Annotated in this window: 14 protein-coding genes; 7 read left to right on the plus strand and 7 right to left on the minus strand. The window is 69.0% G+C overall.

Annotation, left to right across the window (positions count from 1 at the left end):
• The 4 genes from IAI54_RS05155 to IAI54_RS05170 form a co-directional block, all read right to left on the minus strand.
• The gene (locus IAI54_RS05155) at positions 1 to 969 is read right to left on the minus strand and encodes a methyltetrahydrofolate cobalamin methyltransferase (RefSeq protein WP_187971332.1); all 969 of its coding nucleotides are present in this window, start codon (positions 967 to 969) and stop codon (positions 1 to 3) included.
• A 94-nt stretch (positions 970 to 1,063) separates the two neighbouring features.
• Entirely contained in the window at positions 1,064 to 1,366 is a 303-nt protein-coding gene (locus tag IAI54_RS05160; protein ID WP_187971333.1) for a virulence factor, read from the minus strand.
• 138 nt (positions 1,367 to 1,504) lie between these two features.
• Positions 1,505 to 2,164: an exopolysaccharide biosynthesis protein gene (locus IAI54_RS05165; protein WP_187971334.1), complete on the minus strand. Its 660-nt coding sequence runs from the start codon at positions 2,162 to 2,164 to the stop codon at positions 1,505 to 1,507.
• A gap of 301 nt (positions 2,165 to 2,465) precedes the next feature.
• Positions 2,466 to 3,116, minus strand: a complete 651-nt coding sequence (locus tag IAI54_RS05170) for a DUF1638 domain-containing protein (RefSeq protein ID WP_187971335.1) — start codon at positions 3,114 to 3,116, stop codon at positions 2,466 to 2,468.
• Here IAI54_RS05170 and IAI54_RS05175 point away from each other — a divergent pair.
• Entirely contained in the window at positions 3,115 to 3,273 is a 159-nt protein-coding gene (locus tag IAI54_RS05175) for an entericidin domain-containing protein (protein ID WP_187971336.1), read from the plus strand. The two genes, IAI54_RS05170 and IAI54_RS05175, sit on opposite strands and share 2 nt — an antisense overlap.
• A gap of 19 nt (positions 3,274 to 3,292) precedes the next feature.
• On the opposite strand, the gene IAI54_RS05180 is transcribed toward IAI54_RS05175, so the two are convergent.
• Complete coding sequence (locus IAI54_RS05180) at positions 3,293 to 3,991, minus strand: corrinoid protein (RefSeq protein ID WP_187971337.1); 699 nt, start codon at positions 3,989 to 3,991, stop codon at positions 3,293 to 3,295.
• Between the two features lie 252 nt (positions 3,992 to 4,243).
• On the opposite strand from IAI54_RS05180, the gene IAI54_RS05185 reads away from it, so the two are divergent.
• The 4 genes from IAI54_RS05185 to IAI54_RS05200 all read left to right on the plus strand — a co-directional run bounded on the left by IAI54_RS05185 (position 4,244) and on the right by IAI54_RS05200 (position 8,301).
• Positions 4,244 to 5,818 (plus strand): trimethylamine methyltransferase family protein, encoded by a 1,575-nt coding sequence (locus tag IAI54_RS05185; protein WP_187971338.1) that lies wholly within the window; start codon positions 4,244 to 4,246, stop codon positions 5,816 to 5,818.
• Between the two features lie 304 nt (positions 5,819 to 6,122).
• Positions 6,123 to 6,656: a cytochrome b gene (locus tag IAI54_RS05190; protein ID WP_187971339.1), complete on the plus strand. Its 534-nt coding sequence runs from the start codon at positions 6,123 to 6,125 to the stop codon at positions 6,654 to 6,656.
• Positions 6,657 to 6,734: 78 nt separating this feature from the next.
• Entirely contained in the window at positions 6,735 to 7,469 is a 735-nt protein-coding gene (locus IAI54_RS05195; RefSeq protein WP_235679258.1) for a dienelactone hydrolase family protein, read from the plus strand.
• Positions 7,470 to 7,608: 139 nt separating this feature from the next.
• Complete coding sequence (locus tag IAI54_RS05200) at positions 7,609 to 8,301, plus strand: 4Fe-4S dicluster domain-containing protein (protein WP_187971341.1); 693 nt, start codon at positions 7,609 to 7,611, stop codon at positions 8,299 to 8,301.
• Positions 8,302 to 8,623: 322 nt separating this feature from the next.
• On the opposite strand, the gene IAI54_RS05205 is transcribed toward IAI54_RS05200, so the two are convergent.
• Entirely contained in the window at positions 8,624 to 9,703 is a 1,080-nt protein-coding gene (locus IAI54_RS05205; RefSeq protein ID WP_187971342.1) for a hypothetical protein, read from the minus strand.
• Between the two features lie 157 nt (positions 9,704 to 9,860).
• On the opposite strand from IAI54_RS05205, the gene IAI54_RS05210 reads away from it, so the two are divergent.
• Positions 9,861 to 10,916, plus strand: coding sequence for a glycosyltransferase family 2 protein (locus IAI54_RS05210; RefSeq protein ID WP_235679375.1), 1,056 nt, complete (start codon positions 9,861 to 9,863; stop codon positions 10,914 to 10,916).
• Positions 10,917 to 11,011: 95 nt separating this feature from the next.
• On the opposite strand, the gene IAI54_RS05215 is transcribed toward IAI54_RS05210, so the two are convergent.
• A complete protein-coding gene (locus IAI54_RS05215) occupies positions 11,012 to 12,805 on the minus strand; it encodes an adenylate/guanylate cyclase domain-containing protein (RefSeq protein ID WP_235679259.1) in 1,794 nt (597 codons plus the stop codon).
• A gap of 280 nt (positions 12,806 to 13,085) precedes the next feature.
• Between IAI54_RS05215 and IAI54_RS05220 the strand changes: the two genes are divergently transcribed.
• A complete protein-coding gene (locus tag IAI54_RS05220) occupies positions 13,086 to 13,649 on the plus strand; it encodes an RNA polymerase sigma factor (protein ID WP_187971344.1) in 564 nt (187 codons plus the stop codon).
• The last annotated feature ends 2 nt before the right edge of the window (positions 13,650 to 13,651 follow it).

A 13,651-nucleotide genomic window follows, 5' to 3' on the forward strand; every position in this document is an offset into this window, starting at 1 on the left:
TCACCCCCGGCCCATCCGCGCCTCGCGGCCGCCGCGGCGGCGCCCGCCGGCTGATCCGCCGTCGCCCGGTGCATTCACCTGCACCGGTGCGGGGGCGGCGTGTTCGCCGGGCTTGTAGTCCTTGTAGGTGCGGATCCAGTTCATGCAGTCCTTGTCGGTGCCGTTGAGCACGTTGGCGCCGCGCACGGCCTCCATCTCCTGCGGGCGGCAGGGGTTCATGATGGCGGACGTCATGCCTGCGCCGATGACCATCGGGATGAAGGCGGCGTTGATGCCATGGCGGTGCGGCAGGCCGAAGGAGACGTTGGAAAGGCCGCAGGTGGTGTTGACCTTGAGCTCCTCGCGCAGCCGGCGCAGCAGCGCGAAGACCTGGCGGCCGGCATCGCCCAGCGCGCCGATCGGCATGACCAGCGGATCGACGACGACGTCGTGCGGCTTGATGCCGTGGTCCATGGCACGCTCGACGATCTTCTTGGCGACCGCGAAGCGCACGTCCGGATCCATCGAGATGCCGGTCTCGTCGTTGGAGATCGCCACCACCGGCACGTCATACTTCTTGACCAGCGGCAGGATGGCCTCGAGCTTCTCCTCCTCTCCGGTGACCGAATTGACCAGCGGCCGGCCCTTGGCGACCTTGAGTCCGGCCTCGATGGCGGCCGTCACCGAACTGTCGATCGACAGCGGCAGGTCGACGAGATCCTGCACGATCTGCAGCGTCCGGACGAGCAGGTCGGGCTCGGTGGCGTTCGGGTCGACGGCGGTGACGCCGGCATTGACGTCGAGCATCGTGGCGCCCGCGGCGGCCTGCTCCAGCGCGTCCTTGATGACCGTCTCGAAATTGCCGGCGACCATCTCGGCGGCGAGCTTCTTGCGGCCGGTCGGGTTGATGCGCTCGCCGATGACGCAGAAGGGCTGGTCGAAACCGATGATGATCTCCCGGGACGCCGAGGCGACGATGGTGCGGGTCATGTCTGTCTTCTCCGGGCGTCGGCGACGCAGTGTCGGGTTGGTCGGGTTCTGTGGCGGTGGGGCGTCGAGCGGGAGGCGAGGGCGGTCAGCAGGATCAGCCGCTTTCACGGCCGCCGGCTTTCGCCAGTGCCACCAGCCGGTCGCGGCCGTAGTCGGCCTCGATGGCGCTCATGGCGCGGTCGGCCTCGGCTTCGAGATCGTCGCCCACCGGTACAGCTGATGCCTTGCGCCATTCCTCGAGGTAGGCGCCGCTCTCGGCCGCGCCGGACCGCATCGCCGCCATGTCGATGGCCTCGGTGAAACGCAGCGGCAGTTCGCGCTTGGCGCTGGCGCGGCCCTTCTTGACGATGACCTGTGCGGGGATGTCCCGCCAGTAGACGACGATCAGTTCGGCCATCGGCCCTGCTCCAGAGGATCTGCACCGAGATGTGCCGGAACGCGACGGTCCCCGCTTCTCATGTGGCGACGCGGGCGCCTTCAAAAGCGACGTCGCAATGCGAACAGGCTGCCACGGCCGTCCGGATGTCGCGCCGGCTCAGAACCAGTGATGCAGGCCGGCGGTCTTCCAGAGAAGGTTCAGCACGGCTCCGGCAGAGACCACCACGGCGACGATGATGGCGAGCGATGTGATTCCGACCGCCACCCCGATGCCGAACAGGATGCCGTCGCGCTCCGATAGCGCGAGCCCGACGAGCGTGGAAGCGAAGGCCGGCAGCCAGTTGCCGAGCGGCACCGGCAGCACCACGGCGATGCCGAGGATCAGGGCGATGACGCCGATGGCACGATCCCCCTGGCGGCGCCAGAACGGCCAGTAGCGCGGCCGCACCAGCCGCTCGAGCCGCTGCAGCAGCGGGACGATCCGCGCCGATCCCGTTCGGAACCGGTCGAGCGGGATCGATTTCGACAGGAGCGATTGCGGAAGCCAGGCCGTCCTGCGTCCGAGCACCATCTGTGCCGCGACGATGACGATGGGGATGCCGAGGAAGACGGAGGCGCCGGGCGGCAGCGGCAGCAGGTTGAGCGAGGAGAAGAAGACGAGGAGGGTGGCGAACGAACGGTCGCCCAGCGCGTCGCGGATCGACCCGACCGTGATCGGTCCGGTTGCTTCGGCGGCCAGGACGAGGAAAACGTCGGAGAGCCGCCGCGGCCTTGGCCGGCGCGCCTTGCCCGGTGCGAGCTTGTCGTCTCCGTCCATGTCCCATCCCCGCGCCGGCACCGATGTCATGCGCCTGCACCTTGCCCCGAACGCTTATGCGACAATGGCCGTTAACCCTTGATGACAGGTTGCGCCACTACAATTCTCGCCGCCGTCGGCACGACGGGGAGCAGAGTTGCAGCGGACCATGCGACCTGACACGTGACGCGATCCGTCGGATTCGCCCGCATGCGTCAGGGTTCTGTTCCGTGCATGTCGTTCACCCGAATCCGGTGCCGACATTCGGGAGACATGCTCTGCGGCCCGAATTCGGGCATATTGATGGAATTGAAGCCCGTGCTCAGGACGTCGGCCAGGCCGCACGGTCGAGGGCCTGAACGAGATCGCCATAGCCGGTGACACGCTTCTCGTAGGCGAGGCCGAGCAGCCGCGCTGCATCCTGTGCCACGGCTTCCAGCGCCGGATCCTCGGTCTGGGCGAGGTAGACCAGCTTTTCGTAATTGCCGAAGAAATCCGCGATGAGTTCCGGATGCCGGTCGAGCCCCAGCGGCTTCATGAAGAAGGCGTCGAACTGGCGGCAGAGGAAGTCGGTCATGTAGAACGACGTCATGTCGTCGTCGGCGATCGCCTCGAAGGCTTCCATTCCCTGGTAGAAGGCGAAGCAGTGCGGCCCTTCCATCCGTGCCACACCGTGCTTCTCGCAGACGCGGTCGAGCAGCCCGCCGGTGCCGCAATCGGCATAGCCGACGAAGATGTTCCGGTAGCCCTCGCTCCGGGCCTTGTCGATCGTTGCGTCCATGGCCGGCGCTATGCGGTCGGGATGGAAGTGGAACTCGGCCGGCAGGCAGGTGAGTTCGAGGTGGTCGAGCCCGAGCCGCTCCTTCACCGCCAGTACCTCGCGGGCGATCATTCCGCAGGCGATGACGAGAACCTTCTCGCCTTCGGCGCGTTGACGGGGTGTCGCTGCAACCCCTTCAAGGAGACTTTTCATGACCGCCTCCCTGCTTTCGCGGCTTGCCGTGCTGGCCGTCGTCGCGCTGGCCTCGACCGGCTGCGCCAACACCATCCGCGGCATCGGCCGGGATGCCGCCAGCACGGTCGATGCGACCCAGAACGCCGGAGCCAACGTCGCCGAGGCCGCCGACTGACGGACCTCGCGCCTCCGTCTCAGGCGTTGGCGCGCTGATTGTGCTTGCGGCGCATGAACTCCTTGGCGGTCTCCACCGCCACGGCAGCGTCGCGGCAATAGGCGTCCGCGCCGACGGCCTTGCCGAACTCCTCGTTCAGCGGCGCCCCGCCGACGAGGACGACATAGTCGTCGCGGATGCCCTTTTCCTTCATCGTGTCGATCACGACCTTCATGTAGGGCATGGTCGTGGTGAGCAGGGCCGACATGCCGAGGATGTCCGGCTTCTCCCGCTCGATGGCGTCGAGATACTTTTCGACCGGATTGTTGATGCCGAGGTCGACGACGTCGAAGCCGGCGCCTTCCATCATCATGCCGACGAGGTTCTTGCCGATGTCGTGGATGTCGCCCTTGACGGTGCCGATGACCATCTTCCCCTGCTTCGGCGCGCCGGTGGCGGCGAGCAGGGGGCGCAGGATCGACATCCCCGCCTTCATGGCGTTGGCCGAGAGCAGCACTTCAGGGACGAAGAGGATGCCGTCGCGAAAATCCTCGCCGACGATCCGCATGCCTTCCACCAACGCCTCGGTCAGCACCTTGTAGGGCGCCCAGCCGCGCTCGAGCAGGATGTTGGTGCCTTCCTCGATCTCCTCCTTGAGCCCGTCGTAAAGGTCGTCGTGCATCTGCTGCACGAGTTCGTCGTCGGAAAGTTCGGACAGGATGATTTCGTCGTCGGACATCGTGGGCTCCAGAGGATGCTTCGGTGCGTTCGGTCACGCTCCCGGACAGTGGCTCATGTGTATTCGCCATGGGCACGCGGTTCATAGTCGATTTGCGACTTGAGACGCGACGAAAGCGACTGGAAAACACTCCTCGTCGGTGTCGATTTTGCGACACGTGCTGACGTTGCCGGGACGGTTCGGCGATGGCCCATCACTACGATCCGGGCCAATGGCCGCAAAGGCCCTGAACTCATGTCGGGAAACGGACCCATGGACGAGAATCTGGCAGTCGAGCAAGCCGCCGGCACGGCACGGCGCGGCCGCGGCGACCGCGGCGGGGCGTCGGCGCGGCGCGCGGCGCGATCGGGCGGCGGGCCGGGCCTCCAGCAGCCCTACATCCTGCGCCGGATCAAGGTCTACGAGGTGCTCGACGAGGAGGGCCTGTCGCTGATCGAGGCCAATGCCGACACGGTGCTGGAGGAGATCGGCATCGAGTTCCGTGACGACGCCGAAGCGCTGCAGATGTGGCGCGACGCCGGCGCCGACGTGAAGGGCGAGCGGGTGCATTTCCCGAAGGGCCTGTGCCGGCAGCTCCTGAAGACCGCTCCGTCGGTCTTCACCCAGCACGCGCGCAATCCCGAGCGCTCGGTGCAGATCGGCGGCGACGCCACCGTCTTCGCGCCGGTCTACGGCCCGCCCTTCGTGCGCGACCTCGACGGCAACCGCCGCTACGCCACGATCGAGGATTTCCGCAACTTCGTGAAGCTTACCTTCATGGCGCCGTCGCTGCACCATTCCGGCGGCACGGTGTGCGAGCCGGTCGACGTGCCGGTCAACAAGCGCCATCTCGACATGATCCACGCCCACATGACGCTGTCCGACAAGCCCTTCATGGGCTCGGTGACGGCGCCCGAGCGCGCCGAGGACACGGTGGCGATGGCCAAGATCCTGTTCGGCGAGCGCTTCGTCGAAGAGAACACGGTCATCATCAACCTGATCAACGCCAACTCGCCGATGGTCTTTGACGAGACCATGCTGGGCGCGGCGAAGGTCTATGCGCGCAACAACCAGGCCACCATCATCACGCCCTTCATCCTGGCGGGCGCGATGAGCCCGGTGACCGTGGCCGGCACGCTGACGCAGGTGCTGGCCGAGGTGCTGGCGGGCGCCGCCTTCACGCAGCTGGTGCGGCCGGGCGCGCCGGTGCTGTTCGGCACCTTCGCCTCGTCGATCTCGATGCAGTCGGGGGCGCCGACCTTCGGCACGCCGGAGCCGACGCTGGTCTCCTACGGCGCCGGCCAGCTTGCGCGGCGCCTCGGGCTGCCTTTCCGCACCGGCGGCTCGCTCTGCGCCTCCAAGATTCCCGACGCGCAGGCCGCCTACGAGAGCGCCAACACGCTGACCTCGACGCTTCTCGCCGGTACCAATTTCGTGCTGCACGCGGCCGGCTGGCTCGAGGGCGGTCTCGCCTCCTGCTACGAGAAGTTCATGATGGACATCGACCAGCTCGGCATGCAGCAGAAGCTCGCCGCCGGCGTCGACCTGTCGGAGAACGGCCAGGCGATGGACGCCATCCGCGAGGTCGGTCCCGGCAGCCACTATCTCGGCTGCTCGCACACCCAGGCCAATTTCCAGTCGGCCTTCTACCGCTCGACCATCGCCGACAACAATTCCTTCGAGCAGTGGCAGGCGGAAGGCGAGAAGCGGGCGGAACAACGCGCCAACGAACTCGCCCGCCGCTGGCTTGAGACCTACGAGGCACCGGCGCTCGACGAGGGCATCGCCGAGGGCCTGCGCGACTTCATCGCGACCAAGAAGCAGTCCATGCCCGACGCCTTCACGTGAAGCGAGCCCGATACAGGCCGGGCTAAAGTGGCCGATCTGATCCACAAGGAAGTCTGGAGAACCGCCTTCTCCGGACCGAAGAAGCCGCGATGAGCGGCTTCTGTGCGGTGGTTTGTGGCCGCCGCGGCACGCGCGATCCGGAAAAGGCGCACGGCAGCCGGAATGGCGGGCGCTCCGTGTCGGCGGACTTTACAGAACTTTACCTTGCGAAACGTTGCGCGGCTTGTTCTGGATCAAGCCTGCGGCCTAGCCTCGGGGACATCGTGAGGCGCCTCATCCACCGAGGCTTCGAAAGGTCCCGATCATGCCAGCCATCGTTGCTCCCGTCCCCTCCACGCACCCCACCGGCTATTCCGCCGCCCAGATCGTCCTGCACTGGGTGATCGCGGCCATGGTGGTCTTTCAGCTCGTCATGGGCGAGGAGATCGCCGAGACCTATCGCGTCTACCGGCAGGGCAGGGCGGCCGATGCCGACGAACTGTTCCAGGCGGATATCCACGTCTATATCGGGCTCGCGGTCCTGGTCCTCGCCGTGGCGCGGCTCGTGCTGCGCGTCACGCATGGCGCGCCGCCTCTCCCGGCAGGGCAGCCGAAGATCCAGACGGCGATCGCCCATCTCGCCCATGCCGTCCTCTACGTCGCCATCTTCGCCATGCCGATCAGCGGTGCCGTGGCTTGGTACCTCGACGTCCCGCTGGCGGGGGAAGTCCACGAACTGGCCAAGCCGGTCATCATCGTGACGGTCCTCGTGCATGCCGTCGGCGCGCTGCTGCAGCATTTCGTCAAGAGAACCGACGTGCTGACGCGCATGCTGCGGCCGGAGCGCCGCACCGCCTGATGGCGCCGGCGCAGACTTGCGACCGGCGGCACCGCAATGCGACAAGGCATGCGAGCACCAGAGCCCGGAGCCTCCGCCTTGACCAAGCGCATGATCGACATCGCCACCGCCGACGGTCCCTGCCGCGCCGGCCTGTTCGTCCCGGACGGCGCGGCGAAGGCCGCCGTCATCCTGTTCATGGACATCTTCGGCCCGCGCCCCGCGCTCGACTCCATGGCCGAAAGGCTGGTCGCAATCGGCCATGCGGTGCTGGTGCCCGACCTCTTCCACCGCTTCGGCGACCGGCCGCTCTTCGATCCCCGCACGGCCTTCGCCGACGCGGCGACGAAGGAGCGGCTGTTCGGCATGCTGCGCGCCACCACGCAGGCCATGACGATGGCCGACACCGGCGCCTTCCTCGACGCGCTGTCGGCCGAAGGGTTCGACGGGCCGGTCGGCGTCACCGGCTACTGCATGGGCGGCGCCCGGGCGCTCAACGCGGCGGCGGCCTTTCCCGACCGCATCGCCGCGGCGGCGAGTTTTCACGGCGGCAACCTCGCCACCGACGCGGACGACAGCCCGCACCGGCGCGCGGCGGACATGAAGGCCCGCATCTATGTCGGCGCGGCCGGCGTCGACGGCTCCTTCCCGCCGGACCAGGCGGGTCGCCTGGCCGAGGCGCTGCGGGCGGCCGAGGTGGACCACATGCTCGAGACCTATGCCGGCACGAAGCACGGCTGGTGCATGCCGGACCATCCCGTCTTCGACGTGGCCGGCGCCGAGCGGCACTGGTCGCGTCTGGAGACGCTCTTTTCCGAGACGCTGGCGGCCTGAGAGGATGTGAAAGATGCCCGTTTCCGCGCGGCTCGAGCGAATGACCTCGAGGATCTTGGCGGGCATTCCTGCCCATCCCCGATCGATTGACACACGCTGAGCCGCCGTCACGCGGTCCGCGGGCAGGGAGGCGCGCCGGATGGGGTCGATCGATCGCGACGGGATCGCCGCCGCACTCGCCGTCCACGGGATGATCGTCCGCGGCGGCGTCGATTTCGGGACGGACGAGGCGGCCCCCGCCGGACCGACCGGCGCGCCGGCCAGAGCGGTGCTGCTCGTCGGCCATGCCGGCTCGTCGATCTGGCCGGCCTTCACTGCCTGGCGGGCGACGCAGCCGGCCGGGCTCGCCGACCCGCTCGATACCTGGTCGCGGGAGGCCATCGGCGCCGTCGCCTTGCGCTTCGGCGCCCGCGCCGTCTCGCCGTCGGACCGGCCCTGGCTGCCCTTCCAGGCCTGGGCGATGCGCGCCGAAGGGCTGCGGCCGTCGCCGCTCGGCATCCTGATGCACCCGGTCTGGGGCACCTGGCACGCCTACAGGGGAGCGCTGCTGTTCGACGCGCCGCTGGGGCTCGCCCCGCTCGAACCTCAAGCGATGCCTCACCCCTGCGACGCATGTCCCGGAAAACCCTGCCTGAAGGCCTGCCCGGTCGGCGCCCATGCGGCGGCCGGATTCGCCTACGAGGCCTGCCTCGGCCACGTCCGGTCGGTCGCCGGAACGCCCTGCGCCAGCGGCGGCTGCCTCGACCGCAACGCCTGCCCGGTGGGCCGCGAATATAGCTACGAGGCGGACCAGCAGGCCTTCCACATGGCGGCGTTCGCGGGCCGCCCATGAAGGCCCCGGCATACTGCGGGGAGAAGCCACATCGAAGGAATTGCCGGGTTGCACATTGCGAGCAGCCTCCGATCGCAGGACATCATGCCTGCATGGCATCGGTCGAAAGCGGCCTCCACGACAACTGGCACCGCCACTCCGACCCCACCACCGTCCGCCACCTGCAGCCCGACCCGCTCGGCATGCCCGACGGGCCGAGCCGGTGGCCGATGTGCGCAACCCCGTCCGACCCCGCGTTGCCGGAGCCCGGGCGAAGCGGCGGCGGCCGGATCCCGACCCCGCGACCGTGACGTCCGCAGGAAGCACCCCGATGCCCTCGGCCTCACGGACCGGCTTCCGGTCCGCCGCTCCGCGTCGCGCGGGGATCGTCGTCCGCAACGTCACCGGGACGGCGGTGGCCGCTCCGGTCCTTCCAGGCCGCGGCGAGGCTCCGCCTGACGACGCGCCAGCGGCGCGACGGACCGGCCCACCAGGCGTTCGGCTTCAGGATGGCCGTGCCGCGGGGGCCGGCGGGCGGCTGCGGCGCCTCGGCCGTCACCCGGGCGAGGAGGGCGAACAGGTTGTGCTCGTGGAGGATACGGTTCCGCGCGGCGGCGAGGCTTTCGAGGCGGGTGGGTCCGACCGGCTCGCGCAGGATCGCCTCGATCCGGTTCATCGTGCCCGGCGCGTCGATGTCGATCGGCTCGATCGCGCCCGGGTCGACGTAGCGACCGATGTCCCGGCAGCCCGAGAAGAGCGGCACGCTCCAGCCGAGCAGGCTGTCGGCGAGCTTTTCGGTGAAGAAGCCGTCCTCGTCGTTGTTCTCGATCACGAGGTGGTGGCTGTAGGGCAGGATGGCGTCGGCCTTGTCCCCGATCTCGGCGAAACCCCGCCCGAAGAGAACGAAACGGTCGCCGAGACGCCGTTGCAGGGCGACCACGAACTCGACCCGGCGCCGGTGCTTGTCGGTGAAGTCCTTGGTGGAGACGACGGCCGAGAGCCCAGGGCGTTTCTCGCCGACCGGCAGATCGCGCAGCGCCGCGAAATCGAGGCGGACGCGGGGCGCGGTCCGGCCCGGCTCGAAGGCGAGGCCGAGCCACCACGGAAGCCCGGTCTGCCCCCGGACGAAGCGTCCGGCATAGCCGTCGACCGGCATCGGCGACAGGAGCGTGCCGAACTGCGCCGTGTAGCCGGGCAGGTAGGTCTTCACGCCGGGCGGCTCGGAGACGACGAGGATGCGGCGCCCGGCCGGAACGTCCGTGCGCAGGACCGTGCGCATGTCGTCGTAGACCACCAGCCAGTCCGCCCCGATCGCACGGGCGTTCAGGTGGACCTGGACGGCTCCCCACCGCCCGTCTCGACCGGGGGTCTGGCGCAGCCAGGTCGGATTGGCATGCTCGCTGTAGAGCGCGATGTCCGTCATCGTCCGCCGTCGGCTGCGCGTCGTCCCGCCAACTGGCGTCGTCGTCCGCGAATTGCGTTCCGTTTTCGCGGCCTTATAAGCAGGACGTGAAGTCCAAGTCCATGACGGTCCGATTCGCGTGCGCAGTCCTTCCGGGGTTCCAGACGTCAGCGTGATCATGCCCGTCCGGAACGCGCAGCACTTCGTCGAAGATGCGGCACGGAGCGTGCTCGCGCAGTCGCATGCGTGTTTCGAGCTGCTGGCGATCGACGACGGGTCAGACGATGCGACACCGCAGATCCTCGAGCGGCTCGCGGCGGCCGACGGGCGCATCCGCGTGCTGCGCGGCGGCCGGCTCGGGCTGGTCGGCGCCCTCAACCGCGGACTGGCCGAAGCGCGCGCGCCGCTCGTCGCCCGGATGGACGCCGACGACGTCGCGACTCCCAAGCGGTTCGAGCTGCAGGTGGCCGCCCTGGCTGCCGCGCCGCATCTCGGCGTCGTCGCCGGACAGGTGGCCTTCATCGACGCGGCCGGCCGCGATCTGCGCCGCCGTTCGCGCCATCCGCTCGATCCCGCCGCCATCGCCGAACGGCTCGCCGCCGGCGACTGCGTCGTGGCGCACCCGACCGTCATGGCCAGGCGCCAGGTGCTCGAGGCGGTCGGCGGCTACCGCGCCGCCTACCAGTGCGCCGAGGACATCGACCTGTGGCTGCGGGTCGCCGAGCGGGCGCCGATCGCGAACCTGCCCGACGTCGTGCTGCATTACCGGATCCATGGGGACCAGGTGAGCGCGCGCCAGCGGCTGCGCCAGATGTTCTCCACCGACCTGGCCGTGAAAACGGCATCGCTGCGCCGATCGGGCGCGCCCGACCCCACGTCGCGCGCCGACGGTCCGATCGACTGGAACGATACCGATGCGATCGCCGCGCTCGGTCCGGACGTGGCGGAAATCGCCTCGCTCTTCGCCGCGATGGACCGCATCTATTCGGGACCGGTCAGGGGATGGACGGATGACGCGCTGCGGGAGGCGATGACGGCGATCGAGCGCGCGCGGATCGCCGGTGCGGGCTCTGCGCGTCAGCGGCATCGGGTCCTGGCACGCCTGCTGCCTTCGGCGCTGGCCGGGCGTCGGCCGGCCCTGGCGGCGAGGCTGCTCGGGCAGATGTGGCGGGAGGACCGGTGGCGGACCCTGCTCGCTCCCTGGCGCGAGGTCCGTACGCCCGGCCTCGACTGACGGCGATCCGCACCGGCGGCAGACCGCAGCGAGGAAGCCCGCTCGGGATGGTGGCGCGGTCGTGCGGTCGACGGAGTTTCGCTGCGGCCGGCGCGCTACCGCGTCGGCAGCCCGGCCTTCGCCAGGCCGTCCAGCACGCGTTCCCAGTCCGACGGGTCCTTGTAGGGCAGGATGCGGGACCGGTGCTCGAGCGAATAGCGCGGGTTGACCACGAAGACCTCGTCCCAGAAGCGCTTCGCCTGCGCCGGCTCCCCGAGATGGCCGAGCGTCGAGGCGAGCAGGACGCGGGCGACGTCGGTGTTGGGCGACTTGGCGATGCGCTCGCGCAGCAACGGCTCGGCGAGCTCGTACTCGCCCTTCATGAAATGCGCATGGGCGAGGAAGTAGAGCCACATGTCGGGATAGCGCGGGTTGAGGCGGACGGCCTTCTCCAGCGATTCGATCGCGAGGTCGGGCTGGTGCATGTAGACCAGCATGTTGCCGCGCGTGACGTGCGTCTCGGCGTCGCCCGGCGCGAGTTCGACCGCCCGGGCGAGCACCGCGCAGGCTTCCTCCATGCGCCGTTCCCACAGCAGGCAGACCGCCAGCGCGCGGTGGGCGAGCGCGTCGTCCGGGCCGAGCTCGAGCGCCCGTTCCGCGGCGCGGTGCGCGTGATCGAGCGTTCCCTGCGGATCCGTCGTCCAGTTGTTGACGTAGGCGAGGATGTGGGCGAAGGCGAGACCCGAATGCGGGAAGGTGAGGTTCGGATCGAGCGCGATCGACCGTTCGAACAGCCTGATGCCCTCCTCGACGCGGTCCTGCGTGGCGGCGAAGATGAGTTCGCGTCCGCGCAGCGCGAGATCGTAGGCCTCGATGTTGGGCTGGTAGCGCTGCGACAGCCGGTCCTTCTCGCCGAGCTTCAGGTGGATCTTCAGCTGGTTGACGATGGTCAGCGTGATCTCGTCCTGGATGGCGAAGATGTCTTCCAGCACGCGGTCGTAGCGCTCGGCCCAGACATGGCCGCCGGTCGATCCGTCGATCAGCTGGGCGGTGATGCGCACGCGGTTGCCGGCGCGCCGCACGCTGCCTTCCAGCACGTGGCGCACGCCGAGTTCGCGCGCCACCTGCTTCACGTCCACCGCGCGGCCCTTGTAGGTGAAGGACGAGTTGCGCGCGATGACGAGCAGCGAGGAGATTTTCGACAGGTCGGTGATGATGTCCTCGGTGATGCCGTCCGAGAAATAATCCTGCTCGGCATCGCCGCTCATGTTGTCGAAGGGCAGGACCGCGATCGAAGCCGTCTCGGCCGGCGCCGCGGCAGGCAGCGGCCACGCCGGCTCCCTGCCGTCGATCCGGATCGAGAAGGTACGGACGGGCTCGGCGATGTTCTTGACGCTGCGCAGGCCGCGATCCTCGAAGTCGAGCGCGAGCTTGTCCTTCACCTGGTCGTGGACCGTGCCCGAAATGCAGATGCCGCCGTCCTGGGCGATGCCCTCGATGCGCGCCGCGACGTTGACGCCGTCGCCGAACAGATCGTCGCCTTCCACCACCACGTCACCGACATTGATGCCGATCCGCAGGGTGAGATATCCGGGCGTGTCGGTCAGGTCGTTGCTGTCCTTGATGGCGCGCTGCACGTCGACGGCGTACTGCACGGCGTCGACGGCGCTGTGGAACTCCGCGATCATCCCGTCGCCTGTCGACTTGACCAACCGGCCGGCATACTCCGCCAGTTTCGGGTCGAGCAGTTCCGAGCGCAGCCGGCGCAGGCGCTCGAGCGTCAGCGCCTCGTCGGAATGCATCAGCCGCGAATAGCCGACGACGTCGGTCACCAGGATTGCGGCCAGCCGCCGCTGGACCCGGATCGGCGATCCGCGGACGGGAGATCGTGGCGTGGCGGTCTGGTCCATGGGCTGCGGGTCGCTCGCGATGCCATGCCGGCGGTCCCGGCACACTGTTTCGAGCAAGACGCCCGAAAGGCGACTCAGCCCCCCGGCATTCTCCTCGGTCCGCCCCTATGTGGCCTTCGCACCTGCAAAGAACAAGGGTCGCCGGGTCGCGACCGGCTCACGCCGCTGTGACCTGCGGGCGACATCCCTGTGCCGGCGAGATCGAAGCGGGCGGCGCGGCGGCGAAAAGAATCGTGCTGCCCCCCCAAGGAATGGCAGACTGGCTGCGTCTCAGTGACGAATGATGGCGATGACGGCACGGGCCGAAGCAATCGATGACGATCTCGTGGCGCGGGCGCGGGCCGGCGACCGCGAGGCGTTTGCGGCACTGGTGGAGCGGCACTACGACTTCATCTTCCGCGTCGCCTGGCGCTGGTGCGGCCGCCGCGCCGATGCCGAGGACGTCGCCCAGGAGGTCTGTGTCCGGCTGGGCAGAGCGATCGCGGGCTTCCGCGGCGAAGGGCGTTTCACGACCTGGCTCTACCAGCTGACGCTGAACGCCGCGCGCGACCACGGCCGCCGCATTGCCCGCGAGGCGACCAGGATGGCGGCCTACGGCGTTCAGGCCCTGTCGGCCGCGGCCGTCGTGCAGCACGAGCCAGACGATCCGGCCGATGCGCTGTGGGAAGCGGTGCGGCAGCTGCCGCCCAAGCAGTGCGAGGCGGTGCTGCTCGTCTATGGCGAGGGACTGAGCCACGACGCCGCATCGGACGTGATGGGATGTGCCGAGGCGACGGTGTCGTGGCACATCCACGAGGCCAGGAAACGGCTGAAGGCGCTGCTGCGCCCGGCCCGGGAAGAATGACC

The sequence above is a fragment of the Aquibium microcysteis genome (genome assembly GCF_014495845.1).
In the GTDB taxonomy this organism is placed as follows: domain Bacteria; phylum Pseudomonadota; class Alphaproteobacteria; order Rhizobiales; family Rhizobiaceae; genus Aquibium; species Aquibium microcysteis.

Excerpts from the sequence above, each read along its gene's own strand:
- IAI54_RS05175 (WP_187971336.1), top strand. The coding sequence starts at position 3,115 with ATGACCGCCTCCCTGCTTTCGCGGCTTGCCGTGCTGGCCGTCGTCGCG.
- IAI54_RS05215 (WP_235679259.1), bottom strand. The coding sequence starts at position 12,805 with ATGGACCAGACCGCCACGCCACGATCTCCCGTCCGCGGATCGCCGATC.
- IAI54_RS05165 (WP_187971334.1), bottom strand. The coding sequence starts at position 2,164 with ATGGACGGAGACGACAAGCTCGCACCGGGCAAGGCGCGCCGGCCAAGG.
- IAI54_RS05155 (WP_187971332.1), bottom strand. The coding sequence starts at position 969 with ATGACCCGCACCATCGTCGCCTCGGCGTCCCGGGAGATCATCATCGGT.
- IAI54_RS05205 (WP_187971342.1), bottom strand. The coding sequence starts at position 9,703 with ATGACGGACATCGCGCTCTACAGCGAGCATGCCAATCCGACCTGGCTG.
- IAI54_RS05190 (WP_187971339.1), top strand. The coding sequence starts at position 6,123 with ATGCCAGCCATCGTTGCTCCCGTCCCCTCCACGCACCCCACCGGCTAT.
- IAI54_RS05170 (WP_187971335.1), bottom strand. The coding sequence starts at position 3,116 with ATGAAAAGTCTCCTTGAAGGGGTTGCAGCGACACCCCGTCAACGCGCC.
- IAI54_RS05185 (WP_187971338.1), top strand. The coding sequence starts at position 4,244 with ATGGACGAGAATCTGGCAGTCGAGCAAGCCGCCGGCACGGCACGGCGC.
- IAI54_RS05160 (WP_187971333.1), bottom strand. The coding sequence starts at position 1,366 with ATGGCCGAACTGATCGTCGTCTACTGGCGGGACATCCCCGCACAGGTC.
- IAI54_RS05180 (WP_187971337.1), bottom strand. The coding sequence starts at position 3,991 with ATGTCCGACGACGAAATCATCCTGTCCGAACTTTCCGACGACGAACTC.
- IAI54_RS05220 (WP_187971344.1), top strand. The coding sequence starts at position 13,086 with ATGATGGCGATGACGGCACGGGCCGAAGCAATCGATGACGATCTCGTG.
- IAI54_RS05200 (WP_187971341.1), top strand. The coding sequence starts at position 7,609 with ATGGGGTCGATCGATCGCGACGGGATCGCCGCCGCACTCGCCGTCCAC.
- IAI54_RS05210 (WP_235679375.1), top strand. The coding sequence starts at position 9,861 with ATGCCCGTCCGGAACGCGCAGCACTTCGTCGAAGATGCGGCACGGAGC.